This window comes from Bacillus sp. FSL K6-1005, from assembly GCF_038000225.1.
Classification (GTDB): domain Bacteria; phylum Bacillota; class Bacilli; order Bacillales; family Bacillaceae; genus Bacillus; species Bacillus mojavensis.
Genome location: NZ_JBBOBP010000002.1, coordinates 1 through 26,522, shown reverse-complemented (window position 1 = coordinate 26,522; position 26,522 = coordinate 1). Strand labels below are relative to the sequence as shown.

Here is a 26,522-nt window from a genome sequence, read left to right as displayed (position 1 = left end):
TGAACGGAAAAAAGCTGGCTCTTTTTAGGAGCCAGCTTTTTTGTGGTTATTGTGCCTGCGCTGAGGCGCTTAATGTGAATAATTCTTCGAGCTCATCTGTGGACAGCTCGGTAATCCAGTTTTCGCTTTGGATAATTTGGTCATTCAGTGTTTGCTTTGTTTCAAGCATCATATCAATTTTTTCTTCAATTGTTCCTGTTGTAATCATTTTATGAACATGGACAAATCGCTCCTGCCCGATGCGGTATGCCCGGTCAGTGGCTTGGTTTTCAACAGCCGGATTCCACCATCTGTCATAATGAATGACGTGATTGGCGGCTGTCAGATTGAGTCCGGTTCCGCCCGCTTTCAGCGATAGAATCAGTGTCGGGTATTCTTTCTTTTGAAATTTCTCAACGAGTGTATCGCGGTCTTGCTTAGAAAGACTCCCGTTCAAAAACTGTACAGGTTCGCCGAAGGTTTTTTCAAGCAATCGCTTCATCATGTTCCCCATTTGAATATATTGCGTAAAAATGAGACAGCTTTCGTTTTGGGTGCGGATCGCAGTCATCAGCTCAAGCAATTTTTCAAGCTTGACTGATCTTCCGGCCAGCAGCTCGGTTTGGTCTTCCTTCAAATAAAGCGCGGGATGATCGCATATTTGTTTAAGCCGTCCGAGCATGCTGAGGATCAGTGCTTTTCGCTGCATGCCTGTCAGTGACGTCATATGTTCAAAAGTGTCTTTCACCAGCTGCTCATAGAGAGACGCCTGTTCGGCTGACAGCGGAATAAACTCTTTTTGCTCCAGCTTGTCGGGAAGGTTTAATGCGACGTCCTCATCCCGTTTTGTCCGCCGCAGCAAAAACGGCCGGATTAATTGCTGAAGCTGTCCGATTCTTTTTTCGTCCCGGTCCTTTTCGATCGGCAATACATAGCGTTTATGGAAACCAGTCAGACTGCCGAGATAGCCTTTATTCATGAAGTCGAAAATCGACCATAGCTCAGTCAAACGGTTTTCCATCGGTGTTCCGCTCAGCGCAATATGGTGAATGCCCTTCAGCTTTCTGATTGCGCGTGATTGCTTCGTGTGCGCGTTTTTAATATTTTGTGCTTCGTCAAGGCAGATTGTGCTCCATGTCACGGTAGAAAGCTCTTCAGAATCGGCATGCGACAGCCCGTAGGAGGTTAATACAACATCCGCGTTATCATAATAGCCGGTGAAGTCTTCTCCCTTCGGACGGCGAGGGCCGTAATGGAGAGCGACCGACAGATTGGGCGCAAAGGTTTGAAGCTCCCGCTGCCAGTTGCCGAGGACGGATGTCGGCGCGATGATCAGATTCGGCGTGTTTTGCCGTCCGCTTTCCTTCACATGAAGAAAATAGGCGATCATCTGAATGGTTTTCCCAAGCCCCATGTCATCGGCCAGACAGGCGCCAAAACCGCTTTGCCGCAGAAACAGCAGCCAATTCATGCCGTATTTCTGATACGGACGGAGCGTGCCTTGAAAGGAGGGGCTGACCTCATGCTCCGGCAAATTTTCCGCAGTTGTCAGCTTTCGAATCAGTGATCTGAGCTGTTTTGACAGGTCGAATTGAATACCGGCAAAAGCGGATGTATCCATGATGTCTGAATCCTCAAGCCCGCCTTCCCGCTGATCCATCAGCTCGCGTGCCAGAATATCAGACATATGGAGCCCTTCTGATTCCGCTTTCTCCATCAGCCGTTTCATCTGTTTGATAAACTGAGGATCTATTTTCACCCATTGCCCGCGAATATTGACGAGGCGCCTGTTGCTCGCGACAAGCTCGTTAAATTCATCCTCTGTCAGCTCAATGCCGTTTGTCGCAAACCGCCAGTTAAAATCAAGCAGCGCATTCATACCGACAAATGACTCGCCGCGCGGGGCGGAAGACACCTTTGCTTTAAGCATCATGCTGCTGTCTCTGACAATCTGCCACCAGGATGGCAGAAGAATTTCAACGCCCATATCGACAAGCGTCTCACTTGCCTCTGACAGGAAAATCCAGGCTTCTTCCTCTGAAATCAGCGTCGTGCCGGAATCAAATGACAGCCACGGAACCGTTCTATGAAAGCGGTCCTGCTCCCGTGCGATTTTATCGCTGTAGGCCTGCCACGATTTTTTGAGGCTCTTCAGCCCATCAAAAAATACAACCGCGCCGCTCTTTTTATCGCGTAAAAACATTTCGATTTTCCAATCATCGCCGTCAAAGTCTGGTTCGTTCAAGCGGAGGCCGACCGTAAACGGGGTTTGATCGTCAACCCAGCCGATGCCTTCGAGAAAATCCTCTTCATCCAGAAAATGTCCGCGAAATGTTGTGACCGCAGGTGATTTCTCTTTGATATTTTCCCATTTCTCACGCAGTTCGTCGTCATATTGAATATAATCCTGCACCGCGGCTGAAAACCATTCCGCAGTAAAGCCATCCAGTATGCTGTCCCGATCCTTCCAGCGAAAAACACCGTTTGTCCATGCTTCATAGTCAGGCAGGAAATCGCCGTCCGCGATAAATTCGTAAATGGTGGACGCTGCCTCAATCAGCGGTTCCGTTTCTTCTGTGAGCTGCACGGAGCTGAATGAGTTGAACGAGTTCTTGCCGAGAAGCTCTACAGTCATCCATGGAGAAAGCAAAACCGCGGTTGTCCCGATGAAGCTGACATCCTCAAGGAATGTTCCGTAAAATGAGGATTCGTGCCATTGAAACAAATGCTTTTTCATGTGGCTGTAGGGAAGGGGCTGCTCATTCTCATCAAAGGCTGAGAGCGTGAATGACCCGTCTTCCATTTGTTCGACGTGAATAAGTATTTCTTTAAGACTCGCCATCAATCAACTTTCCTTTCTGCAGTTCTTCTTGAAGGGCGCGCAGGCGCTTGTAATGTGAGCTCAGCTGCTGAATATAGCGTTCCCATACCTTCAGTTTTTTCGCTTTTTTGTAGAGCGTCCGCAGTTTTTTCAAATACCGGGCCGCTTCCTTGTAAGAGCTGCGGTTTTTCTGGTCGATGAAAAAGGCCACTTCTCTGTGGTAAGCGGGTATGAGGGCCTCGGGATCGCTCGCCGCAATTTCTTTGAGCATCGTTTTATCTATTTCATAGATGGAAAAGCCAACAAGACTGTGGATTTCAATCCACTCGGCATAACGCTTTTTCTCATACAAATGATGGCTGTATTCTGTGAAAGTATACGGCAGACAGCCTGCTGCATAGCGTTCAAACAGTGCATGGTCATTGGTTTGCTTCACATACGCGTTCAGCAGAAGGAAGAGCTCGCCAATTACGTCGCGAATTTCTTTGAACGGCTTATCCAGCTTCGTATAACCAATCGCAATCAATTCAATACGGAGGTACCATGCCTTGAGCCGTTTCCAATCCTTTTTCGCGGTGATTTCACTCAGCCATTGGAACGTATACGGCAGCGCTTCCGGAGGGAATTGGTCGGTTTCCGCAAAAATCGCATCATCATGTTTCTGCAAAAATTCTAGATGCAGACGCCCGAATTGCATCTCAGGAGAAAACCGCCGCCCGGCTTCTTTTTGCAGGATCTCTTGCTCACGCGCCACCCATTTCGGCCGCGGCAACAGCGCGCTCCAAATTTCACCGAAAATGCGGATGCGTTCATATTGAAAAATATCCTCCTTTAATAAGAGATTCCGAATGACATCCGGCGTTTTCTCCAGAAAAGGATCGAGTGCAAACGACAGTGCGTACGTCTTTAATTTATCAATTGAGCTGTAGATCGTATCCATCAGCTGTTCAACATAAGGATTGAGGGAATAAAAATCGCGCTCGGGGTCCAGTTTTCCTTCTTCAATCAATGTAAACATGCGAAGCCACACCGCGATCGCTGAATGAATCTGATATAGACTTTTCAGCTCCGGCTTGATCGGGGCATGCTTTTTCAAAGCAGACAGATAGCCGTAATAGAGGCCCTGCATGTTTTGGCTGCCTTCAGGCGTGCGTGCCTGCCAAAGAGAAAACTCTGAATCGAAAAAAGCAAGCCAGCTTGAAAGCGACTCTTCATTAGGCAGCACCTTCTCTTGAAATTGACGCCGGACGAGCTCTTTGCTTTCTTCAAGCTTTTCCCTCTCCAGCCAGTGCTCTGTAAAAGTTCCCACTCGTTCAAACATTGCATATACATATAAAAAAACAGCCAGCTTATGGCGGCAGATTCTCCCAGACGGACATGAACAGCCGCTTTTGGCTATGACAAATAAGTTCAATGTGACCCGCACAGGCACAACATCCTGCACGTAAGCCGTAACTTCCGTCGGACTCACTGCTTGTAAACGATAGACCGAATCCTGCCGATATAAAATAAGGGCTTTTTTGATCAGCTGAACATTTTCCTCGCTGTAAGGAAGAAGCTCTTTTAATTGTTCAGCCGATGCCAGCACATCGTCTTTAGAAATCATATTCTGAAGCATGATTATCGCTCCTAACCGAGTCACGTAATAAAAAGATCCAATTTCTCTATTATATCGCAACACAACGGCATGAAAAAGTTTTTCCTAAAATAGGACATAAAAAATGGGATGTGTCGAATGATGTATTAGAGATTGCAAAACGAGAGCCGGCATCATATAATAATCGTGTTTTCAACTTAATGGAAGCTGAAAGGAATAAAATGATGAGTGAAAAGAAATTGAATCAAGAAGAATTTCTGAAAATTTTGATGCATGCACATGATATTGGTGAGCAGTCATCCGAGATGACCACTAAGGAAATGCTTGAAAATTTGATTTCTCATATTAAAAATGGATATGCAACATAAAAATCCCGCTGGTTTTTGGCGGGGTTTTTTTCTGATTTATGAACGGAAGGAGAAAAAGATTCAGCTCTGGCAAGACAATAAATAGAACGCTTACATAATAGAGGCTGAAAACTGATTTTGTAAATTTTTGTCGAATATTGTCACGTGAAAAGATGGAGAAATGCTGTTTTAACGTTGTATAATCGTATGGAAAAGGATGTTTAAGCTGATTTGGAGGTATCATGGGAGAATCTATTAGTTTAAAAGACATATTATCAACGTTAAGAAAACGCATACTTTTGATTATGATTGTAACCGCAGCTGCGACTGCTGCCGGCGGATTCATCAGTTTCTTCGCACTTACACCCATCTATGAAAAGTCAACTCAGATCTTGGTCAATCAATCGAAAAACGACCAAAAAGAAGTCCAATTTAACGATGTCCAAACCAATCTTCAATTAATCAATACGTATAACGTCATCATTAAGAGCCCTGCTATTTTAGACGAAGTGATTAAAGAGATGGGCTTGTCGATGACTTCACAAGAACTGAATGAAAAAATTACTGTTTCCAGTGAGCAGGATTCCCAAGTGGTCAATATTTCTGTCAGAGACGGGAGCGCGGAAACGGCGGCTCACATTGCCAACACTGTCGCATCTGTCTTTAAAGACAAAATCACTTCGATTATGAATGTTGACAACGTAAGCATTCTGTCAAAAGCTGAGGTTTCTGACCATCCGTCGCCTGTATCGCCAAAACCGCTGCTGAACATCGCCATCGCGTTTGCGGCAGGATTGGCAGGAAGCATCGGACTGGCCTTCCTGCTTGAGCATTTGGATAATACGATCAAATCGGAAGAGCAGCTCGAAACATTGCTGGACATACCGGTATTAGGAACGGTTTCCACCATTGCCAATGAACAGAAAACAGAAAAGAGCTTAAAAGGCATTCAATCTGATAAAGCGGGGAGTGGACATTTTGGCGCTTAGAAAAAGCAAGGGCTCATGGAGTCGCAAAAATGTCATTGCGCTGACAGAGCCGAAATCCTTGAATTCAGAACAATATCGAACGATTCGAACAAATATAGAATTTTCTTCAGTGGATCGCCAAATGAAATCAGTAATGATCACCTCGGCATGCCCTGGAGAAGGAAAGTCTACCACAGCTGCTAACCTTGCTGTCGTATTTGCACAGCAGGGAAAAAAGGTTTTGCTCATCGATGCAGATTTGCGAAAACCTACAGTACATACCACCTTTCAACTAGAAAATATGACAGGCTTAACATCCGTTTTATTGAAAAAATACTCACTGAAGCAGGCTGTGCAAACGTCTAAGGAACAAAATCTTGATGTGTTGACGAGCGGCCCGATCCCGCCGAATCCGGCCGAGCTGCTTTCCTCCAAGTGGATGGAAGAGCTTTCGGAGGAAGCGTGTGCGGCCTATGATATGGTGATTTTCGATACGCCGCCTATTCTCCCTGTAGCAGACGCGCAAATTTTAGGGAACGTTGCAGACGGTTCCGTTTTGGTTGTTTCAAGCGGGAAGACGGAAAAAGAAAAAGCCGCAAAAGCAAAAGAGGCGCTCGATTCGTGCAACAGCAAGCTCCTCGGAGCCATTATGAACGGCAAGAAGCGCTCGAAGCACTCTGATTACGGCTACTACGGAAGGGGAGACAATTTCATACAAAAATAAATAACGTGCATGCTGCCCGTTATTTATTTTTGCGAAAAAAGGAGGCTTAGAAATGATTGATATTCATTGCCACATCCTCCCGTCAATGGATGACGGGGCAAGTAGCCTGGCAGACAGCATCGAAATGGCCAGGGCGGCTGTTCGTGAAGGAATCAGAACCATCATTGCAACCCCGCATCATAAGAATGGCTCATATGAAAATGAGCAAACCGCTGTCAGAGAAGCGGCAGACCTGTTAAACAAACGTTTAATGAAAGAGGAGATCCCGCTCACCGTACTGCCGGGACAGGAAATCAGAATTTATGGGGACTTGAAACGGGAATTGGCTGAGGGCCGGCTGCTGTCACTGAATGACACGAAATATATCTTGATTGAGTTTCCGTTTGATCATGTACCGCGATATGCCGAGCAGCTTTTTTATGATTTGCAGCTGAAAGGATACATTCCGGTTATCGCGCATCCCGAACGCAATAGCGAGATCCGCGAAAATCCGTCCTTGCTGTATCATCTTATAGAAAAAGGAGCGGCATCTCAGTTGACAACCGGAAGCCTCGCAGGAGTTTTCGGGAAACAGATGAAAGCATTTTCGCTGCGGCTGGCTGAAGCCAATCTGATACATTTCTTAGCTTCAGATGCTCATAATCTGAAAACAAGAGATTTTCGCTATCAGGAGGCACTCCGTGTTCTTGAGAAAGAATTCGGTACGGAATATTCTTATATGCTCACAGAAAACGCTGAGCTTCTTCTGCAAAATCAAGCGATTTACAGGCAGGCACCGCAGCCGGTCAAAAGAAAAAAACGATTCGTGCTCTTTTGATCTGCAATTCTCATTTCCCCACTTTCTTTGTGAGAACGATATAATAGTATATTGTATGATTGAATCATATTTCAGAAATCTGTACAGGTTGATTCCGGGAGATCATCCGCATTCATGTCAGGATGTTCTCATACGATAATACGGAAGCTGTAAAGCAGCAATTTAACTGTTGGAGGGAAACCATGAATATAACAGTCATCGGAACAGGCTATGTCGGTCTTGTGACAGGTGTTTCTCTTTCTGAGATTGGCCATCATGTAACTTGCATTGATATTAACGCTCAAAAGATTGAAGAAATGAGAAAAGGGATTTCCCCCATATTTGAACCGGGTCTTGAAGAGCTGATGAGAAAAAATATAGCTGATGGGCGGCTGAGCTTTGAAACGAGCTACGAGAAAGGCTTAGACCAGGCAGAGATTATTTTTATAGCGGTCGGCACACCCCAAAAGAACGACGGGCATGCGAACCTGGAGCATATTACAGATGTGGCCAAGCGTATTGCCCGGCACGTGACGCGAGATACGATCGTCGTAACAAAAAGCACAGTGCCTGTCGGAACAAATGATTGGATTTACGAGCTGATTACCAAACATCTTGCGGAGCCTGTCAGCATATCGATCGCATCCAATCCGGAATTTTTACGTGAAGGGTCAGCCATCCATGACACGTTTCATGGAGACAGGATTGTGATCGGAACAGCCGATCAGGACACCGCCAGAACGCTTGAAGAGCTCTTTCTTCCGCTTGATATCCCGATTTACCAAACGGATATCAGAAGCGCCGAGATGATCAAATATGCCTCAAATGCCTTTCTGGCTACTAAAATCAGTTTTATAAATGAAATTTCGAATATATGTGAAAAGGTCGGCGCTGATATTGAATCTGTCGCATACGGCATGGGACAGGATAAGCGGATCGGGAGCCAATTTTTAAAAGCGGGCATTGGCTACGGCGGTTCTTGTTTCCCAAAGGACACAAACGCCCTCGTGCAAATTGCGGGCAATGTCGAGCATGATTTTGAGCTGCTGAAATCGGTCATCAAGGTCAACAACAATCAGCAGGCGATGCTCGTTGATAAAGCGCTGAACAGGCTTGGCGGAGTGACGGGAAAAACGATCACCCTTTTAGGGCTGTCATTTAAACCGAACACGGACGATATGAGAGACGCGCCGTCGATTGTCATTGCTAACCGCCTCGCCGCACTAGACGCCCATATCAAAGCCTTCGATCCCATTGCCGTCAGCCATGCGAAGCATATATTGCCGCAGGCTGTTGAATACAAAAAAACGATGGCGGAAGCCGTTAAGGGATCAGACGCCGTCATGATTTTAACGGACTGGGATGAGATTAAACAATTTCCATTAGCAGATTATCAAGATTTGATGGAGCAGCCGCTGATTTTCGACGGTCGAAATTGCTATTCATTAGAAGAGGCTGCTGCCGCCGGAGTGGAATACTATTCTGTAGGCCGGAAAGCGGTTGTTCCGGCAGGTGCAATGTCATAGATGTAAAGGAAGGACTGGCGGGATGCCGGTCTTTTTTTGTATCCATCTTTTGTATACGATGGATATGTTCGCTAAGGTTTACCTATTGTTTGAAACTAGAGGGTGCTGCCTACAGATTTTCAGTTTGAGCAATACGCGAGCATAGGGACAGTTGAATTCTTTGATTCATTCGGTTGGAATACGCGTATAAAGAACATCCCATCATGCTTTTACAAATTGATTCAGACAATGATATTGATTTGTTGTAGGGAGACGTCGGCATCGCAAATTTTTTCATCACACCTGATGATTTAAGGGGAAAAGACTTTTCAAACGTTCTGTACAATTGGGACTGCAGCTCATACAAGCTTTTGATCCAAAGGGTCACCCCTGCCGCCAATAGGGTCAGAAGCGGAAATGAAATAAGCCACACAACAAAATCAGGCGTTGCCGAGTCAATGCTGAACATAAATATGACCAATAAGCAGAGCACTGTAAGAGGCATTGACCAAAGGCCGTGTTTTCTAAACAATAAAGTGCCTGCCATTCCAAATACAAAGTAGGACAGAAAAGGAAAAACCACGAAAAATAACATCATCGGACTGAAAAAACTCATTGTCATCCCTCCGTTTCTCCTTTTAACCTTACGAGATTTTACCACATAAGGAAAAGAACAAATCATCAAAATCTGCCTCTTTCAAGTGTCTTTCTAACTACGACTTTAGAATTTCTCAACAAAAAAAACGCTCGCATTGATCTGATAACGAACAAAAAAGAGACTTTAGACCTCCGTATTCAGAGCGTTACAAGCTTAAATTAAGCATTTTACCCTATTTAAGCCGCCTTCTTGCTATTTTAAAATATAATATATGGAAATAAAGTATGGAAAAGTCTCTCTTCATCAGCCCCTCCATACGACTTTTTGAGTATTAAGAGGTGATTCAGATGGGTTATGAAAGTATGCTAGCGGATATCAAAAGTTCGCTCAACGGAAAAATTTCCGACGTGGAAGACAAGATCGAAAAGCTGAAAAAAGCAAAAAAAGACATAGACACACTGCAAGAAGAGGCAATCACTGAAATCAAAGAAATTGTGAAACCGGAATTAGGCAAGCATTGGACGGGAACAAAAGCTGATGATTTCGACAAGGGAAGAGAAGAGGCGAAATCGGAAGCTTCTAAGATTGTGAATGATAAATATAACGAGTATATGGCTTCGATTCAAAGCAAAATATTCTGGCTTGAGACAGAGAAATTTGAGCTGAATTTGACAAAAAGTGCAGCGAATGCCGCAGGCGACCTTCTTGCTAAAGGAGAAGATTTCGTAGAAGAAGCAGGAAGACAAATTAGTAAACTAAAATGGTGGTGATCTTTTTTTATGTCAGAAATTAAGCTGAAGTACGACACAGTCATTAAAACATTAGAGTCTGTCAAAGATGCGCTTGCTGACGTATCAATCGGCGCCGCAGGATCCAACGGAAAAAACAGCCTCGATTATACGAAGAAATATCATGAGCGTGAGGAGAACATCAAAACCATGCTCGGAGATTATAAAAAAGCGGTACAGAAAAATATCGAGGATACGAAGGATAATGTTGATTCACTGAAAGAGCAGGATGAGGCGATCGCAGTAAAATAGAAGAGAAAGGGCAGTGCGATGAGTAAAGTATTTGAATCACATTCTTTAATCGATGAAGCGAAAAATAGAAAAAAGCAATATGAGACGCTGGAAGAGCAGCTGAACACGCTAAAAAAGGCGTTTCAGGAAGTTGCTGAGTTAGGTGACAATTTTAAAGGAAAAGGCGCGGACAATATTAAGGACTTCTTTCAGGGACAGGCGGAAATCGTCGACAGCTGGCTGACGCTTGTCTCTGCTCAGATTGCATTTTTGAACGGCATTTCAGGAGATATTAAAGATCAAGAACTGAATGATTCATATGTGGAAACTTCTTTTTTGGATCATGAGCTGCCCAACGGAGATTTAAAAGCCTCGGAAATTGTCTCCGCTCATAAAGCAGAAATCGATTCTATTTTGTCAGGCATCAGCGATATTATTGATCTCGACATGTACACGCTTGACGACTATGCAGATAAGATGGGCGATGCCCAGAAAATCAGACGTGACACGATCACGGCAGTCGATAAGCTTGATGAATCCCTGACCACTGAATATCAAAATTTAGAATCTTTGGACAACTCAGTGCTCACCAAATATTCTGTTCTTATGCAGGCCACCAGCAATGGGAAAAGCGCATCCCCTATGTACTATGATAAAAAAGCCTTCCACAGCAATGAAGTTTACAAAAGCGTGATTGAAGTAGAAAAGCAAGGAACGACCTATATTGATGCAAAAGCCCAGCAAGCCGAAGCAAGACGGCTTCAGGAAAAGGCTGAAGAAGAAGCGAATAAACCGTGGTATGAAAAAACATGGGATGGAGTTTGCAACTTTACTGGAGAAGTCACTGGCTATTATGATTATAAAAGAGCAACCGAAGGCGTTGATCCGGTTACCGGCGAAAAACTCTCCGCCGCAGAACGTGTGACCGCGGGAGCTATGGCCGCAGCCGGATTCATACCGGTCGTCGGCTGGGCAGGCCGCGCCTTCAAAGGCGGAAAAGCCATCTACAAAACCGGAAAAGCGGCTATCGCGGCCGAACACGCTTTAGATGCCTACAAAACCGGCAAATCCTTAGACATTCTCAAAATGTCAGAAATGGGCGCATACGGCCTCGTTGCGTCAAACGGATTCTCTGAAGCCGTGACAGGCAGAGATATGTTTGGAAACAAAGTGTCTGAGGAGAAGCGGAAATCGGGCGCGCTGGAAGCGGCATTGAGCTTGGTTGGAGCTGGTGCATTGGCGAAACATATAGACAAAGGCATACCGCTTGCAACCCATTCAAAAGTCCAAAAGGCAAACAAAACACTAGAAAAAGTAAAACAATTCAAAGTCCCGACAAACGTCCGCGTGTACGCAGAACGCCCAGTAACTCCTGACGGTCTCATGTTCGGATTCCCGACAGTCCGTGTAGATGTGGGAACGACTGCTGTGAAAGATCTTGGAATTATGAAGATGGCTAGTAGCCAGTCAAAAAAACCTAAATGGTTGGAAAAACCTGAGGGGATGACTCAAAATGATTACGTTGCTCATAATGGTACTAACTACAGTAAGAAGAAACGGACTGAAGAATACAATGCTGCGATAGCTGACAGAGAGAAGATTGTTGGAGACAATTCAAATGGATACCGTTTAAAGGAACCAACTAAATGGATGGAAGATAGAGGCATGGTACAAATAAAAGAAAGGTTAAAAAGAAAGTCTTGGACAGATAAAGATGGTTTTAATTGGCAATGGGATTCCCAACATGGCAAATTAGAAAAGTGGAACCGCAGAAGAACAGAGCATTTAGGAGAGTTTGATCCTGTAACTGGTAAGCAGACGAAAAAAGGCGAGCCTTCAAGAAGATGGGATGGTTAAATACTATGGAACATGGAATCAGATTTATTGTTGAATATCCTGAAATCGGTGACTTGCTTCATCGGCTATTTGTGAATAGGGAATTAGATGAATGGTACAAGAACAAATGTGCAGAGAAAATAAAGGTACCTGATGAATTTAATCAAATAAAAGGTTTGAAAAAAATTGAAGTTAGAGATTTAAACAATCCTTCAGGAGAAATCAATATCCACTTGCAAGATCTTTCTGGAGAAAATGGATTTCATTTAGAACAGCAAATCAATATGAAAGTATCTAAATTGGTTCCTGTTTATGTACTAAATTATAGTTATTCCCTAAGACACGATTCAATTGATGGCGCTTATGATATTGTAGGGACCGCTGAATCTTTAGAATTCATTCAGGGAACGAACTATATCAATAAGATAATGCAAGAGAAAGGGTTTATCGAACTCAGTTATTTGTATGATTACTACGATACTGTGTATGAGTGGAGTGAATTGCCGCATATACAGCCTTTCAACAGAAGATTAACATTAGGAGATGCCTTGTTTACTGATGTATTAGAATTGCTATAGTTAGAAACTTGCCGTGTTGTCATCGGCAAGTTTTTTTATAGATAGGATAACAATGTGGAGTACAAGGAGAAGCGAGATGAGCAGAGATCATATTTCTCAATTGCAGCCATTAAAAATCTGTGATGGTTGGTATGTAGTACTGAACAATTTAAACTCAGAAAAAAGAACGGTAGAAGAATATGAACTACTAATACTGCAAAATGAAAAACATAATGCCATTATTAAGGTACTATATCAAGATGATCAATACCATATCAAAGTGGTTGACTTAAAAATAGATAAGATTTATGACGTAGAATCTTTTGATAAAATAGAACATGTATTAGAAGAATTAGAATATCAAATCTGGAGTGTGGGAAGCGGGGTTTTAGAAGATTTGCAGCCGCTAACCCAACAGGTTCCCGATTTCTTAAGGCTAAAGATACCGGCTGGTTGGACTGTCGATTATATTACATTAAAAGATACTGACCCTAAAACATTAGAGGCAAGTGATGATGCTTGGTTATTTGACTTTAATCAAGATCTCCTGCAAGTTTCTCATAAGACAAAAAACTTGTTGCTTGATGTAGGATGGTACCCAGATGGGGATCCAACCGGAAGTTATGGCATTGAACTTATAAAAAACGAAGATTGGGAAAATCCATTAGAAGATATTATGTGCACTGAGCTTAAAGAATTAATTAAACAATTAGATAATATTTTTATGAAAGAAATTAAAAACGAATACTAATAAAGAAGCAGGTTGTACTACCTGCTTTTTTAATGAGGCTTAATTTATCTAATTAGTCTTTTGAGACAGTAGTCTTCGTAAGTCAGAGGTAAGAATACCTCATAGAGCAAACTAGTTACTAAAGAGGTCATGATTTGAGAAAACATGTTAAATTAGATGTTCCAAAAGTTAATATACACCCCCTAAGAATAACACAAGGTTGGAAAGTAAATTATAATCATTTTGTTGAAATAGATCCAAGAACTTTAGAACCGAATGATGATTCCTGGTTTTTGTTCACAGACAGTTTGTTGCAGCTTTATCATGAACAATCCTCAATAACGCTTGATTTAGGCTGGGTTCCTGACATTTCTGCTGAAGGTAATTATCTGGTTTCAATAGTTAAAAATAATGATTGGGAAAACCCTATTAAAGAATTTTCATCAGACGACTATAAAAAAGTGATTGCATATATTGAATATCATTTAAATGAAGTAACAACGACTTGGTGGAAATAGTTAAATAATTAATGGATTAATGGATGGAATGATTATTATTTATGGAAGATGGAATCAGATTTATTTATTAGTGAATATCCTGAAATCGGTGAATTACTTCATTGTCTACTTGTGAATAGGGAATTAGACGAATGGTACAAGAACAAATGTGCAGAGAACACAATTATTAGAAGAATTAGAATATCAAATCTGGAGTGTGGATAGTGGGGTTTAAGAGGATTTGCAGCCGCTAACCCAACAGGTTCCCAATTTCTTAAGCTAAAGATACCGGCTGGAATGGATACACGTCAAAACAAACTCGCCTCAAGATAAGCAATTTGCCAGAATGTCAGGAAACACGCTGCAAATCAAAAACGTGATCAAAAATGATGCAGCCAAAGAAACAATTTATATGACAAATGGCATTTCTGGCCCAAAATAAAAAAGCACCCTTTGAGGGTGCTTTTTCTATAAATGAGGAACTACAAGCCCCCCATATAAAAATGCCGCGATAATCAGGAAAGCCGGATGCAGTTTGAATTTTGTCATGAAAAGGAGGGAAATGCCCGCAATCACTAAGGATTGAATCCAGCCGATGGCTTTGATGCCGTCGGCGCCGATTTGCCAAGTGAGAATGAGCATCATGACAGCGATAACAGGCTGGACAGACAGTGTCATGCCTTTGATCACGGGTGATTGGCGAAAACGCTGAATGATGCGCAGCAGGACGATCAGCGCGAGCGCGGACGGTACAACAGTTGCGATCAGGGCAATCAGAAAGCCGGGCCAGCCGCCTGCGCTGTAGCCGACATAAGCGGCGATTTTGGTTGCGATCGGGCCTGGCAATGCGTTCGCAAGTGCGAGCATGTTAGAGAATTGGTCGTTTGACAGCCAGCCGTATCTGTTTACGACTTCTTCAAACATCAGCGGGATAGAGGCTGGGCCGCCGCCATATCCCAGAATGTTTGCGATAAAAAATGCTGTGAATAAAAACATAATGATCATGAGGCGGACATTCCTTTATCTTTTGAATGTTTATTCGTGATTTTGTCTTTCAGTTTAAAATGAAATGCCCCGTATGCTAAGAAAATGATAATAACGATACCGGGGTTGATCTGTAACAATTGCAGTCCGATAAAAGCGATGATAAAAAACAGGATTCCGGTGACCCAGCCAAATCCTTTGAGCGCTTTTTGCCCAAACTCGTATGCCATGATACCGAGCATTACGGCGATAACCGGCGTTACTGCGCCAATCATGCCGGCAACAACTGCCGAGTGGCTTAAGACGTTTACAGCCGCAAATAAGGCAACCATTGCAAGGCATGTAGGCAGAATGTGGGCCAGAGTGGCAACAATTGCGCCTAGCGTGCCTTTTAGTTTGAATCCCAGATACGCCGCCATCTTGGTTGCGATCGGTCCGGGGAGTGCATTGGCGATGGCTAATATTTCTCCAAATTCATCATCATCTATCCATTTATATTTATTCACCGCTTCATGGCGGATCAGCGGAATCACCGATGGCCCGCCCCCGAAGCCTAAGATTCCGGTGCGCACCATTGCGGCGGTCATATCCCGATAAGGATGGTTTTTCATCAGTTTCTCTCCTTTACAGCTTCATTCCCATACGGCTTTTGTACCGTTTGATCAGCATTTGGCAATCAACGCTGACGACGCCCTGAAGCGGATACAGCCGTTTCGTTAAAAACTCTTCCATTTCCTGATCATCCGCGAAGATCCCGTGCATGTGAAGCTTGCTCGGACCAGTCATGTGATAAAGGCTGGTGACCGCAGGTTCTTCTTCAAGCTTTAGGGCGACTTCTTCTAGGAATTGCGGCTCTACCTCCACATTAAAAAACACGGATACATGAATGCCGATTTTAGCTGGATTGATCACGGCTGTGAATTTTTCAATAACACCTGCTTCAATCAGCTGATTAATGCGTGATTGAACCGCAACACGTGATAATTCAACTCTTTTGCCAAGATCCGTATAAGAAATCCTCCCTTCCTCATGCAAAATGGTAAGAATCTGTTTGTCTATCTCATCAAGAACAAGGTTAGGAATTTGATATTCATTGCCCATTTGTTGCACCTGCTTTCGTTTGACTTTTAGTCAATATTTTATCATATAAGTTTCATTTCGTAAGAGAAAATTTATATTTATTTTCGCAATGAATATAAAAATATTTTTATGTTTACGAAAAGGATAAAGTTCGTCAGCTTTTCTTCCGGATCAGTAGATGCGAAAAAACAGGGTCTCTATAATGAAGAAAATCTCTTGCAAAGGGGACTTGTGATGAACAGATCTATTATCGGCACTAAGCAAATGGTCGTCAGTCCGCATTACCTCGCATCACAAGCGGGAAACCGCATTCTGGAGAAGGGAGGAAACGCATTTGACGCCGCTGTCGCCGTGAGCGCTTGTCTGGCGGTTGTCTATCCGCATATGACGGGGCTTGGAGGAGATTCCTTTTGGCTGACCTTTCATCAAAAAACAAAGGCGGTAAGAGTGTACAATGGCAGCGGCCGTTCAGGAAAAAATGTGACGAGAGACGTGTATAAGGGGAAAAATGAGATCCCGCTGCGGGGGATCGACAGCGCAATTACCGTACCGGGAATGGTCGATAGCTGGGATGCCGTGCTGAAGACATACGGACGGATGTCGCTTTCTGATGTATTGGAGCCTGCACTCCATTATGCTGCAAATGGTTTTCCTGTATCTGCAGATCAGTGCCGGCATACAGCGACGAATCTTGAATTGCTGGCGTCAACACCTTACACCGCTGATATCTTCACGAAAAACGGCAAAGCACCGGTCCCCGGCGAACGGTTTGTGCAAAAAGAGCTTGCGAATAGCCTGACAATGATTGCTGAAAGAGGAAGAAGCGCATTTTATGAAGGTGATATCGCACAGCGGATTGTCTCGTTTTTACAGCATAATGGCAGCTATATGACACTTGATGATTTTACAGCACACAAGGGTGAGTGGATGGAGCCTGTATCCTGTGATTACCGGGGGTACATTGTGTATCAGGCGCCGCCGAATTCCCAAGGTTTTACGGGTTTAATGACGTTGAACATTCTGGAAAACTATGATTTCAGCCAAATAGAACATGGTTCATTTACCTATTATCATGTACTCGTGGAGGCACTGAAAAAGAGTTTTCTAGATCGGAATGCCGTTCTGACTGATCCGGCGTTTGCTGATATTCCGCTGGAAAGGCTCTTGGACAAAAGTTATGCCAAGCAGCTGGCGGAAGAAATCGGTTATATAGCTGAACCGGTGGAAAGCAGACCGGTAGGCAGTGATACCGCCTATGCGGCGGTGATGGATTCGGATGGCAACGCGGTGTCGTTCATTCAAAGCCTGTACTTTGAATTTGGCTCGGCTGTTACTGCCGGCGATACAGGCATTCTCATGCAAAATCGCGGTTCATTTTTCTCATTGGATGAAAACCATGTCAATACACTTGAGCCGAGAAAGCGCAGCTTCCATACGCTGATGCCGGCTATGGTCTGTAAGAATGGGGAACCGAAGATTCTGTACGGCACGCAAGGGGGCGAAGGCCAGCCGCAGACTCAGACGGCAATCATCACCCGGATGCTGGACTATGGAATGGATCCACAGCAGGCAATCAGCGAACCGCGCTGGGTATGGGGCAGAACGTGGGGCGAGGATTATGAAGGTCTCAGAGTTGAGAACAGAATTGCAGAGAAGACGGTCGAAATGCTAAAAGAAAGCGGCCATCTCGTGGAGACAGTCAGTGATTATGACCCGCTGATGGGCCACGCAGCAGCAATCGCAGTGGATGAGGAGGGCTTTCTCCAAGGAGGAGCCGACCCAAGGGGGGATGGGGCGGCTGTTGGGATTTAAGATACGAAGAAGAACATACTCATATAAATAAAAATGACCAGAAACAGTGCAGCACCAAATAATGAGTGTACATATTGTTTTTCTTCACGCTCATATTTCCATTCCATAAGAGCACGTAAACCATTAATGACGAAAAGATATAAAATGAGCATATACTCTGGCGGATAACGCAAAAGAGAAAATCCCAGTAAAATGAGCAGAACGATTTCCAGCACGCCTTGAATACTGTTCACCGGTTTATACCACCAACGGGGTTTGGGAATGCCGCGTTTACTGGCGAAAATATAAAATGATGTACTGAAAGCAGCTGCGATCAGTATTAAAATTAAAAAATGAGTGCCTGTCATACCAATCCCTCCTAAACTCATCTCTTTATACGTTTGTGGGAGAGAAAATGTTTCATAGAAAAACACCCGGGGGGGATTACTCCGGGTGTTGCATTTTTATAGGATGTGTCTGCTGCTGGAAAATGGTTTTCATTTTATTCCATGCGATTTCTGTGTTTTCATCGAGGTCAAAGAGGCCTGAATTGCCGATGATAAAAATGTCATTCCCAGCTTCTGCAAGCGTGCGGAAGGTTTTTTCATTACAGGAGCCGTCAACCTCAATGGCATACGTATAATGATTTGTTTCTCTCCATTCTTTGGCCGCCCGGATTTTTTTCGTCATTTCTGCGATAAACGGCTGCCCGGCAAAACCCGGATCAACGGTCATAATCGTCAGTTTATCAATCAAATGAACATAAGGGCTGATCCACTCTAGCGGAGTGGCCGGGTTCAATACAATCCCGACCTTTGCGCCATGATCTTTGATTTTGTGTATCAGCCGAAATGCCGCCCGGTTAATCGTTTCGGCGTGCACGCTAATGTAATCAGCGCCGGCCTCTGCTGTCATATCGATAAAATCCTCCGGCTTCTCAACCATCAGGTGGGCATCAATAGGGAGAGCTGTCACTGTTCTGAGCTGGCTGATGAAAAATGGGGACAGGGTAATGTTTTTGACGAAATGGCCGTCCATAATGTCAACATGATACATATCGGCACGGCTGTTTAGAATGGTGATCTGCTCGTTGAATTTTGTTAAATCCATACACATCAGAGAAGGTGAAAATAAATGTTTCATGACGCAGCATCCCTCACTTTAAGTACATAATTGTATGATCCAGCCAAGAAGAATCCCGATAATGCCAAAGTCTGAATCACCGTAAGTTGTGCCTTCAAATCCGAGCGAGCCAAGAACCGGTAGAAGAAACGCAGGCAGAATAGAAATGAGAATCCCATTGGCAAACGCACCGAGTACAGCCCCCCGCACGCCGCCGGTTGCATTTCCGTAAACTCCCGCCGCCGCTCCTGTAAAGAAATGCGGTACAAGTCCCGGGACAATAACGCTGAGACCGAAGACCGGAAGAAGAAAAATGGATACAATACCCGCCAGGAAGCTGGATAAAAACCCGATAATCACAGCGTTGGGCGCAAAAGGAAAAACCGTCGGACAGTCAAGAGCGGGTTTGGCGCCTTTCACTAGCTTTTCTGCGATGCCTTTAAAAGCAGGGACAATTTCCGCGATTACCATCCGAACCCCCGCCAAGATGACATATACCCCAGCAGCGAACGTAATGGCCTGCATAAAGGAATAAACGAGAAAATGGCTTCCGCCGCTCAACGATGCTTCAATATAGTCCTTTCCGGCGAAAGGAGCGACAATAAAGAAAAGGAGTGCCATCGTTAAAGAAATGGAGACTGACGTATCCCGCAGAAATCCTAATGATTTCGGAACTTTGATATCCTCAGTGGAATGAGATGGATTGCCCGCATGTTTGCCGATGAATCCAGCAATAAAATAGCCGGCAGAACCGAAATGGCCGAGAGCGAGATCATCGCTTCCTGTAATTTTTTTTGTATACGGCTGAAGGATGGCGGGTGACAGCACCATCAGCCCCCCAAGAATAATGGCGCCCGCAGCAATGAGAGGAACACCGCTGATGCCGCCGGTAATCAGCACGGCCGAAATCAATGAAGCCATGTAGAGAATATGATGGCCGGTTAAGAAAATATATTTAAATGGCGTTAGACGCGCCAGCAATATGTTAACAATCATTCCAAAGATCATAATGAGTGCCGTCTCTGTACCAAACGTTTTTTGAGCAATGGCTGAGATTGCATCTGTATTGGGTACGACGCCTTTAATGTGAAATGCTTTTTCGAACATGCTGCCGAATACCGCAAGTGAATCTGAGACAATCGCCGCCCCGGCACTGAGGATGACAAATCCCATGGCCGTTTTCAGTGTGCCCGATACGGTATCCGCAGCGTTTTTCTTTTGCAGAAGCAAACCGGCTAAGGCAAAAAGTCCAATTAAGATAGCAGGAGTTCCCAGGAAATCGTTTATCAAAAAATCAAGCATCAGATGCACCCCCGTCGTCTATGTTTTTTTGTGTTACAAGTTGGAAAGGATGGCTTCTTTGATTTCTTTCTGGTCCAGCAGGTTTTTAAGTCCGACCACGTTACGCGTTCCATCGTCTAGGCCTGACACAATATCGGCTGATCCTAAATACAGATCCGCTTGCTCTGTTTTGCTTGAGGTGAGGTCTGTATGTGTCACATCAGCGCTGATGTTCAGTTCTTCAATGATTTTTTTTACATTCATTTCAACAATAAAGCTTGATCCGAGTCCATTTCCGCAAACAATTAAGATTTTTTTCACTTGAATCACTCCTAATTTGAGTATTTTTGAATCATTGGCAGCACATCTTCCGCCGATTGAGCGTTAATCAGCAATTGAATGTTTTCCGGATCACCCAGCATATTCGTGAGCTGGGAGAGGGCTTTCAAATGGGTGTCATTGTCGATTGCCGCGAGCACGATAATTAGCTGGACTGAATGCTCGGGCTTCTCTGAAAAGGAAACGGCTTGTTTCAGTCTCAGAAAGCTCATACCGATTTGATTCACACCGTCTTCAGGCCTTGCGTGCGGGATGGCGACATTCGGCGTAATGACGATATATGGGCCCAGTGTCTGAATCGTGGCAATCATGGCATCGACGTATTGCGGGGTAACAGACCCGTCATCCAATAGCGGCTTTGCCGCCATGCGGACAGCATCTTCCCAACCGGGGGCAGAGTCGGCCATCGTTATATGGTTAGGTGTCATTAATTCAGCAAGCATTGGTTTGCGGTTCGCCTCCTTTTCATGTTTGTGCGGCTGTCCTAAATACTCGGTCAGTTCGCGCATCAGCTCTGTTTTATGAATGCCTTCTGCGTGTTTTTCGATGATGCACATGATGTCATGAACACTTGGATGGAAATGGGCAGCGCTGTTTGAGAGTACATCTACTTTTTTCAGCAGGCTGATCTTTTCCCTGCTGTTCAGTATGGGATTGACGATGAGTACAGGCACCCCTCTGTCTGGGAGCGGAACGGTAGAGATCAGGACATCCGTTTCAAGCGTCATTGTTTCATAGACACGGCTTGACACGGTTTCCAGAATATCGACATTCGGCAGAAGATCTTCAATTTGGCTCTGCAAAATTTTTGATGTGCCGATGCCGCCCGGACAGACAATAACCGCTGTTTTTCTGAGTGAGGGCGCGACCCCTTCGCGTTTCATCCAGCCTCCGAAATGCATGGCGATAAATGCTGTTTCTTCACTGCTGACAGGCTTTCTTAATTCTTTTTGAAGGTGATGAACGACTTTTTTCGTTAAGCAGAAAATATCACTGTATTTCGTTTTGATGGAGGCAGCTATCTCACTCTCATGAGGGGTGATATCATATTTAATTCTGTAATAAGCTGATTTCAAATGAAGCACCAGATGTTTTTTTAGATTTTCCGGGTCTTGAAAAAGCACGCAGGCGTAACGCTGGAAATCGACAATCATTCTGTCCGCAATATCATGTACCGCACCCAACTCACCTGCAATGAGACTTGAAGCGGGGAACTGGCTGATTTTAGCCCCTAGCAAATGGATCGTGAAGTAGCACATTTCTTGATCGGAAATAAAGGCTTTTTCCGGCAGTTCCGCCGCTTCCACCGCTCGAACGGCCGCTTCATATTCCTTCGTTTGCCTGATGGCGTATTGCTCTTCTTGTTCTAGAGTGATTTCTTTTCCCGCCTGTATTCTGATCAGAAATAACGTAAAGTGCACACTTAAGCCCGCGAGAACATGATCAGCAAAATTCATGTGAAGAAGTTTTTCGAACGTCAGCAGCATAGAGCGCATGATTTGGATTCGCTGCTCACAAGCAGCTGGATCGGGGCAAAGATCTGTAACCGCCGCAGTGCTGCTGCTCTTTTGCATGAGCTGATTTGTATATTCAGCCAACATTTTTCGCTTTTGCTGCTCTAATCCTGAGAAAAAGTAACCCTTTTCTTTGGTAAAGCAAAGAATGATACCGAATGTCTTCAGCTTTTCGCGAATATGCTTCATATCCTGAATGGCGGTGTTGCGGCTAATGTGATTTTCGTCAATGAAGTTTTGCAGAAGCAATCGTCTGTTTCTCGTTAAGATACGTAGGATCACTCTTGCCTGTCGCTCTGAAGGAGAATATTCATAACTTGAATTTGTCAGCGTTTTCATTTCGGATGTCAGCATTTTTTTCGTTTGGTCTTCTAAATAAAATCCTGCTGAACGCCTTCTTTTGATCGGTGTCAGTCCTGTCTCTTTCAGCCAGCCGTTAATTTTTTCAATGTCATAGTACAGCGTTCTCCTTGAAATGTTTAATTGCTCCGTTAATTCGCCGCAAGTAACATAGCTTTTTGTGTTGAGAACCTGGTGAAGTATGGCTGATCTTCTTTGGTCTAAAGGCATGCCCATCAGCTCCTTATGTGCAGGTGATATCAGTCTGCCGTCCTTCTCTTCGTGCGGGCTTATTTTAATTGTAATGGGCAATATCTGAATTTATAAGACCAAATCAGTGCAAACGATTTGTGCAACTATCATTCCTTCACACAAAAAAAGCCAGGCACATGCTGTGCCGGCTTTTAATGACAGTGTCTTTTTGACTAGTTTCTTCTATATAAATAGTCCTTTTATGAACTTGGACGAATCAATGTAAATTCTTCACCGAGCTTTGCATAATGGTTTCCGGCTAATCTGGAAGCCGGCTTTAATTCGTCCGTCAAAATATACCCTTTATCTGCGTCATACACCTTCTCATCGAGGTGAAAACAGACAACTCTGCCAATAAGCAGATCAGCCGTGGTTACACCATGATCATTGTCGAATGTGATATGCCGTTCGAGTTTGCATTCAAAACGAACGCGGGCTTCTTGAATGCCAGGCACCGAAACAGCTGTGCTCTCTACAGAATGGAGAGAGGTGCGTGTCATTTCACTTTCATCCGGCCCTAAACTTGCCGCCGTCTCATTGATGTCTTCAATGATGGCTTCATCACTGACATGGACGACAAATTCACCGTTTTCTATCGCGTTTCTGGCTGTATCTTTTTGCCGTCCTTCTGACCGGTTAACAGAAATACTGAGTAGCGGAGGATCTGAGCTGACCACGTTATAGAAACTGAAAGGCGCCGCATTGATTGTCCCGCTTGAAGAAAGTGTTGTAACAAATGCGATCGGGCGCGGAATAACGGCTCCTGACAGCAGCTTATACGTGTCCTTGGAACTAAGCTCTTCTGCTTGAAATATGTACATAACAACACCGCCTTTATTGTAAGGATACCATGAGTATAACGAAATCCATTCAAAGAAACCAAATAATGCGGGTTGCATATGCTATGTCATGACATATAACTGATATAGGGGAATTAGAAAATAGGCTACCGTACGTATGCCGGAGCCTATGACAGTTTTGTATTATTTATATTTCTTTTTGACTACCCAGCAATTGCCGTCTTTCCAGAATTCTTTTTTGCTGTCGTAATCATCTTTTTTGTGGTGCTGAAATTTTCTGCCGTGTTTTTTGTGAGATCTTTTCTTATGAGAACAGAACGATTTTTTGTAGCTGCGTGATCTTTTCTTATGAGAACAGAACGATTTTTTGTAGCTGCGTGATCTTTTCTTGTGAGAGCAGTAAGACTTTTTGTAGCTGCGTGATCTTTTCTTGTGAGAGCAGTAAGACTTTTTGTAGCTGCGTGATTTTTTGCGAGAACAGAACGATTTCTTGTAGCTGCGAGACTTTTTGTAAGAACGGTATGATTTTTTGTGGCTGCGAGATTTCTTGTGAGAACAGTAAGATTTTTTATGGCTGCGAGATTTTTTGTGAGAACAGTAAGATTTTTTATGGCTGCGAGATTTCTTGTGAGAACAGTAAGATTTTTTATGGCTGCGAGATTTCTTGTGTGAGCGGTGCGACTTTTTATGACTGCGTTTTTTTCCACGAGGCTCTTGGTATAAATAAGTTTTTAAACCTTCTTTTTTTGCGGATTTCACCGCTTCTTTGATATCAGAATGGGAATAGTGGCCCAATTGAAATCCTCCTTTTTGTAATTGGTTTAAGGATGAAGATCCTTACTACACACATAGTACGCACGATTGTAAAAAGTGTATAAGTGTTCCGCTGAGATCTCACAAAAATAAAAGCCTAATTTTGAAGGGGGACTACGGATGAAGAATCAATCAAATTTGCCTCTGTATCAGCTGTTTATTCATCCAAAAGACTTACGGGAATTAAAAAAGGATATATGGGATGATGAACCGGTTCCGGCTGTGCTGAAAGTGAATCAGAAAAGATTTGATATCGACATCGCTTATCGCGGATCTCATATTAGAGATTTCAAAAAGAAGTCGTACCATATTTCCTTTTATCAGCCGAAAACATTTCGCGGGGCCCGCGAGGTTCACTTGAATGCGGAATATAAAGATCCTTCCATGATGAGAAACAAATTGTCTCTCGATTTTTTCTCAGAGCTGGGGACACTGTCTCCGAAGGCAGAATTTGTGTTTTTAAAGGTAAATGGGAAGAATGAAGGAGTGTATCTAGAGCTTGAATCCGTCGATGAATATTATTTAGCGAAAAGGAAGCTGGCGGACGGAGCCATTTTTTACGCGGTTGACGATGATGCTAATTTTTCTCTCGTGAGTGATTTGGAGAGAGAAACGAAGACGTCGCTTGAGCATGGGTATGAAAAGAAGACAGGGACCGAGGAAGATGATTTTTATTTACAGGATATGATTTTTAAAATTAATACTGTCCCTAAAGCTCAATTTAAATCAGAAGTGACAAAGCATGTGAATATCGATAAGTATTTGCGCTGGCTGGCGGGCATTGTGTTCACCTCAAACTATGACGGGTTTGTCCATAATTACGCTTTGTACAGAAGCGGAGAAACCGGATTATTTGAAGTGATTCCTTGGGACTATGATGCGACTTGGGGCAGGGATATCCATGGAGAGCGGATGGCTGCAGATTATGTAAGAATCCAAGGGTTTAATACATTAACCGCTCGCATTTTGGATGAACCCGATTTTCGCAGGTCCTACAAGCATCTGTTAGAAAAAACGCTCCAATCTCTCTTTACCATTGAATATATGAAACCAAAAATATTGGCGCTTTATGATCAGATCAGGCCGTTTGTCCTGATGGATCCATATAAAAAGAGTGATATTGAACGTTTTGACCGTGAGTCGGAAGTGATTTTTGAGTATATTAACAATCGTTCACAATACATTAAAAGCAATTTAAGTATTTTGTGAATGCACGATTATAGGTATTCGCTGAAAATCAGACAATTAGGCTATTCAATTAGTTCAAGAAATAACTGTGACACGTATATATGCAATATATTTATCATCTATGTATAAATGACTAGGAGGGTAATGAATGAGCAAGAGGAGAATGAAAAATCATTCAAATCATGATATATCTTACTATAATTTTTTGCATTCAATGCAAGATAAAATTGTCACTGTATATCGAGGAGGTCCGGAATCTAAAAAAGGAAAATTGGTAGCTGTAAAATCAGATTATATCGCCTTACAAACTGAAAAAAAAACCATTTATTATCAATTGGATCATGTCAAAAGTATTACAGAGGATACCAATAATAGCACAACAACAATTGAGACGGCAGAAATGGCTGATGCTGATGATTTTCACAGCTTAATCGGACAGTTAATGAACCAATCAGTGCAATTAAATCAAGGCGGTCCGGAATCTAAAAAAGGAAGTTTGGTATGGCTAGGAGATGATTTCGCTGCGTTAGACACAAATGAGGATGGCGTAGTTTATTTTAATATTCATCACATCAAAAGCATAAGTAAACATGATGACGCTGTAAATAAAGAAGGACATACGCCAGGTGTCTTGGAAGCTGATCATTTAAACGAAGTTTTTAAGAGTTTAACTCATAAATGGGTTTCGATTAATCGAGGAGGACCAGAAGCAATTGAAGGGATCCTCGTAGATAATGCGGATGGTCATTATACTTTAGTGAAAAATCAAGAAGTGCTTCGGATATATCCTTTTCATATCAAGAGCATCAGCTTAGGCCCAAAAGGCTCTTACAAAAAAGGTGATCAAAAGAAAGAACATGATGATAAAGAAGAAAGCAAAAATGATATAGACCAAAAACAAAAACACGAAGAAGAGGGGGACAGCAGTTCGTTAACCTCTTCAACATCATATAGCTCATCAAGTTCGTCCAAATCATATCGGTCACCAAGATCTTCAGATTATCAATCGTCAACATATGATCGTTCATCAGATTCCAAAAGTTCA

At 43.5% G+C, this 26,522-nt stretch carries 25 protein-coding genes and 2 pseudogenes; 15 read left to right on the top strand and 12 right to left on the bottom strand.

Annotated elements, in window-relative coordinates:
- Nucleotides 1-46: 46 nt before the first annotated feature.
- Together NST16_RS20065 and NST16_RS20060 are read right to left on the bottom strand one after the other, a co-directional pair.
- Nucleotides 47-2,821: a DEAD/DEAH box helicase gene (locus NST16_RS20065; protein ID WP_340888500.1), complete on the bottom strand. Its 2,775-nt coding sequence runs from the start codon at nt 2,819-2,821 to the stop codon at nt 47-49.
- Nucleotides 2,808-4,418: an SWIM zinc finger family protein gene (locus tag NST16_RS20060; RefSeq protein ID WP_340888497.1), complete on the bottom strand. Its 1,611-nt coding sequence runs from the start codon at nt 4,416-4,418 to the stop codon at nt 2,808-2,810. Before NST16_RS20060 ends, NST16_RS20065 begins: the two co-directional genes overlap by 14 nt.
- 203 nt (nt 4,419-4,621) lie before the next feature.
- Between NST16_RS20060 and NST16_RS20055 the strand changes: the two genes are divergently transcribed.
- The 12 genes and pseudogenes from NST16_RS20055 to NST16_RS20000 all read left to right on the top strand — a co-directional run bounded on the left by NST16_RS20055 (nt 4,622) and on the right by NST16_RS20000 (nt 13,995).
- Complete coding sequence (locus NST16_RS20055; protein WP_010332161.1) at nt 4,622-4,765, top strand: hypothetical protein; 144 nt, start codon at nt 4,622-4,624, stop codon at nt 4,763-4,765.
- Between the two features lie 221 nt (nt 4,766-4,986).
- Entirely contained in the window at nt 4,987-5,733 is a 747-nt protein-coding gene (locus tag NST16_RS20050) for a YveK family protein (RefSeq protein WP_010332160.1), read from the top strand.
- Complete coding sequence (locus tag NST16_RS20045) at nt 5,723-6,436, top strand: CpsD/CapB family tyrosine-protein kinase (protein WP_326196628.1); 714 nt, start codon at nt 5,723-5,725, stop codon at nt 6,434-6,436. Before NST16_RS20050 ends, NST16_RS20045 begins: the two co-directional genes overlap by 11 nt.
- A gap of 52 nt (nt 6,437-6,488) precedes the next feature.
- The gene (locus NST16_RS20040) at nt 6,489-7,253 is read left to right on the top strand and encodes a tyrosine-protein phosphatase (RefSeq protein WP_326196629.1); all 765 of its coding nucleotides are present in this window, start codon (nt 6,489-6,491) and stop codon (nt 7,251-7,253) included.
- A gap of 182 nt (nt 7,254-7,435) precedes the next feature.
- Nucleotides 7,436-8,758 carry a UDP-glucose dehydrogenase family protein gene (locus NST16_RS20035; RefSeq protein ID WP_168748932.1) on the top strand — a complete coding sequence of 441 codons (1,323 nt, stop codon included), beginning with the start codon at nt 7,436-7,438 and terminating at the stop codon, nt 8,756-8,758.
- Nucleotides 8,759-8,860: 102 nt separating this feature from the next.
- Nucleotides 8,861-9,096: pseudogene (locus NST16_RS20030) on the top strand (DUF1963 domain-containing protein); the annotation flags it as partial.
- Between the two features lie 586 nt (nt 9,097-9,682).
- A complete protein-coding gene (locus NST16_RS20025; protein ID WP_010332155.1) occupies nt 9,683-10,105 on the top strand; it encodes a YwqH-like family protein in 423 nt (140 codons plus the stop codon).
- Between the two features lie 9 nt (nt 10,106-10,114).
- Nucleotides 10,115-10,375 (top strand): YwqI/YxiC family protein, encoded by a 261-nt coding sequence (locus tag NST16_RS20020; RefSeq protein ID WP_010332154.1) that lies wholly within the window; start codon nt 10,115-10,117, stop codon nt 10,373-10,375.
- An 18-nt stretch (nt 10,376-10,393) separates the two neighbouring features.
- Nucleotides 10,394-12,211, top strand: a complete 1,818-nt coding sequence (locus tag NST16_RS20015; RefSeq protein ID WP_340888490.1) for a T7SS effector LXG polymorphic toxin — start codon at nt 10,394-10,396, stop codon at nt 12,209-12,211.
- 5 nt (nt 12,212-12,216) lie between these two features.
- A complete protein-coding gene (locus tag NST16_RS20010; protein WP_340888488.1) occupies nt 12,217-12,768 on the top strand; it encodes a hypothetical protein in 552 nt (183 codons plus the stop codon).
- A 76-nt stretch (nt 12,769-12,844) separates the two neighbouring features.
- The gene (locus NST16_RS20005; RefSeq protein WP_340888485.1) at nt 12,845-13,498 is read left to right on the top strand and encodes a hypothetical protein; all 654 of its coding nucleotides are present in this window, start codon (nt 12,845-12,847) and stop codon (nt 13,496-13,498) included.
- Nucleotides 13,499-13,632: 134 nt separating this feature from the next.
- Entirely contained in the window at nt 13,633-13,995 is a 363-nt protein-coding gene (locus tag NST16_RS20000; RefSeq protein ID WP_326334225.1) for a hypothetical protein, read from the top strand.
- Between the two features lie 447 nt (nt 13,996-14,442).
- Here the strand turns inward: NST16_RS20000 and NST16_RS19995 are convergent, their stop codons facing one another.
- From NST16_RS19995 to chrS, 3 genes are read right to left on the bottom strand one after another with little or no spacing between them, the layout of a single operon-like run.
- Nucleotides 14,443-14,979 carry a chromate transporter gene (locus NST16_RS19995; protein ID WP_340888483.1) on the bottom strand — a complete coding sequence of 179 codons (537 nt, stop codon included), beginning with the start codon at nt 14,977-14,979 and terminating at the stop codon, nt 14,443-14,445.
- The gene (gene chrB, locus NST16_RS19990) at nt 14,976-15,569 is read right to left on the bottom strand and encodes a chromate efflux transporter subunit ChrB (RefSeq protein WP_024123093.1); all 594 of its coding nucleotides are present in this window, start codon (nt 15,567-15,569) and stop codon (nt 14,976-14,978) included. The genes NST16_RS19995 and chrB overlap by 4 nt, the downstream gene beginning before the upstream one ends.
- Before the next feature lie 13 nt (nt 15,570-15,582).
- Nucleotides 15,583-16,059, bottom strand: a complete 477-nt coding sequence (gene chrS / locus NST16_RS19985; protein WP_010332142.1) for a chromate efflux transcriptional regulator ChrS — start codon at nt 16,057-16,059, stop codon at nt 15,583-15,585.
- A gap of 213 nt (nt 16,060-16,272) precedes the next feature.
- Between chrS and ggt the strand changes: the two genes are divergently transcribed.
- A complete protein-coding gene (gene ggt, locus NST16_RS19980) occupies nt 16,273-17,850 on the top strand; it encodes a gamma-glutamyltransferase (RefSeq protein ID WP_340888479.1) in 1,578 nt (525 codons plus the stop codon).
- Here the strand turns inward: ggt and NST16_RS19975 are convergent.
- The 7 genes from NST16_RS19975 to cotG all read right to left on the bottom strand — a co-directional run bounded on the left by NST16_RS19975 (nt 17,847) and on the right by cotG (nt 24,271).
- A complete protein-coding gene (locus tag NST16_RS19975) occupies nt 17,847-18,197 on the bottom strand; it encodes a DUF4181 domain-containing protein (protein ID WP_326331951.1) in 351 nt (116 codons plus the stop codon). The genes ggt and NST16_RS19975 overlap by 4 nt on opposite strands.
- 76 nt (nt 18,198-18,273) lie before the next feature.
- On the bottom strand, nt 18,274-18,972 hold the full coding sequence (alsE, locus tag NST16_RS19970) for a D-allulose 6-phosphate 3-epimerase (protein ID WP_340888475.1): 699 nt from the start codon (nt 18,970-18,972) through the stop codon (nt 18,274-18,276).
- Nucleotides 18,973-18,990: 18 nt separating this feature from the next.
- A complete protein-coding gene (locus tag NST16_RS19965) occupies nt 18,991-20,253 on the bottom strand; it encodes a PTS ascorbate transporter subunit IIC (RefSeq protein WP_340888473.1) in 1,263 nt (420 codons plus the stop codon).
- Between the two features lie 33 nt (nt 20,254-20,286).
- A complete protein-coding gene (locus NST16_RS19960) occupies nt 20,287-20,553 on the bottom strand; it encodes a PTS sugar transporter subunit IIB (RefSeq protein WP_010332137.1) in 267 nt (88 codons plus the stop codon).
- Nucleotides 20,554-20,564: 11 nt separating this feature from the next.
- Entirely contained in the window at nt 20,565-22,655 is a 2,091-nt protein-coding gene (locus tag NST16_RS19955) for a BglG family transcription antiterminator (protein ID WP_340888471.1), read from the bottom strand.
- Nucleotides 22,656-22,876: 221 nt separating this feature from the next.
- Nucleotides 22,877-23,497, bottom strand: coding sequence for a flavin reductase family protein (locus NST16_RS19950; protein WP_168748918.1), 621 nt, complete (start codon nt 23,495-23,497; stop codon nt 22,877-22,879).
- A 162-nt stretch (nt 23,498-23,659) separates the two neighbouring features.
- Nucleotides 23,660-24,271, bottom strand: coding sequence for a spore coat protein CotG (gene cotG / locus NST16_RS19945; protein WP_168748917.1), 612 nt, complete (start codon nt 24,269-24,271; stop codon nt 23,660-23,662).
- A gap of 138 nt (nt 24,272-24,409) precedes the next feature.
- Between cotG and cotH the strand changes: the two genes are divergently transcribed.
- Together cotH and NST16_RS19935 are read left to right on the top strand one after the other, a co-directional pair.
- Nucleotides 24,410-25,498, top strand: a complete 1,089-nt coding sequence (gene cotH, locus NST16_RS19940) for a spore coat protein CotH (protein ID WP_340888468.1) — start codon at nt 24,410-24,412, stop codon at nt 25,496-25,498.
- 127 nt (nt 25,499-25,625) lie between these two features.
- A pseudogene (locus tag NST16_RS19935) lies at nt 25,626-26,522 on the top strand (spore coat protein CotH); the annotation flags it as partial.